Origin of the sequence: Streptomyces sp. LS1784 (assembly GCF_020103755.1) — a bacterium.
Lineage (GTDB): Bacteria > Actinomycetota > Actinomycetes > Streptomycetales > Streptomycetaceae > Kitasatospora.
Window position 1 is genome coordinate 1 of the sequence record NZ_JAHSQD010001125.1, and the last position, 1,059, is coordinate 1,059.

Sequence of the window (1,059 nt, forward strand, 5' to 3'; positions counted from 1 at the left end):
CCCAGCGGCCGTGGCGCATGACGGCGACCAGGTCGAAGGTGTCGGAGTCGACCACGACCAGGTCGGCGAGCTTGCCGGTCTCCAGCGAGCCGATCGAGTCGCTCAGGCCGAGCAGCCGGGCCGGGGTGGCGGACAGCGACTCGACGGTCTGGTTCAGGCTCAGCCCGTTGACGGTGACCGAGCGCTTGAACGCCACGTCCAGGGTGAGGGTGGAGCCGGCGATCGCGCCGCCCTCGACCAGCCGGGCCACGCCGTCCCTGACCTCGACCTGGAGCGGGCCGAGCGGGTAGAGGCCGTCGCCCATGCCGGCCGCGCCCATGGCGTCGGTGATCAGGGCGACCCGGTTCGCGCCGGCGGTGCCGTAGGCGAGGTCCAGCACGGAGGGGTGCAGGTGCACGCCGTCGTTGATCAGCTCGACGGTGACCCGCTCGTCCTCCAGCAGTGCCACGATCGGGCCGGGGGCGCGGTGGGCGATGCCGGGCATGGCGTTGAACAGGTGGGTGGCGACGGTGGCGCCGGCCTCGATCGCCTCCAGGGTGGTGGCGTAGTCGGAGTCGGTGTGGCCGACGGCGGCGATCACGCCGAGGTCGGCGAGCATCCGCACCGAGTCCAGGCCGCCGGGCAGCTCGGGGGCCAGGGTGACCATCCTGGCGTGGCCGCGGGCGGCGTCGACCAGCTTGCGCACCAGCGCCGGGTCGGGGTCGCGCAGCAGGTCGGGGCGGTGGGCGCCGCAGCGGTTGTGCGAGATGAAGGGGCCCTCGAAGTGGATGCCGGCCAGGACGCCGTCCTCGACGAGTTCGGAGAGGACGGCGGCCTGGCGGGCGACCTCGTCGATCTCGCCGGTGACGGTGGAGGCCACCGTGGTGGTGGTGCCGTGCTCCAGGTGGGTGCGGGCGGCCAGCAGTGCCTCCTCCGCGATGCCGGAGGCGTACGAGGCGCCACCGCCGCCGTGGACGTGCAGGTCGACGAAGCCGGGCACGACGGTGTACCCGGTCAGGTCGAGATCGCCGGGCTCGGTGTCGCCGCCGAGGCCGGCGATGCGCTCGCCCTCGACGGCGA

Annotated in this window: 1 protein-coding gene; it reads right to left on the reverse strand. The window is 73.9% G+C overall.

The genetic code is table 11. The annotated features are described in order from the left end of the window. On the reverse strand, nt 1-1,059 hold a 1,059-nt coding region (gene nagA, locus KS423_RS46090; protein ID WP_224285602.1), incomplete at both ends, for an N-acetylglucosamine-6-phosphate deacetylase.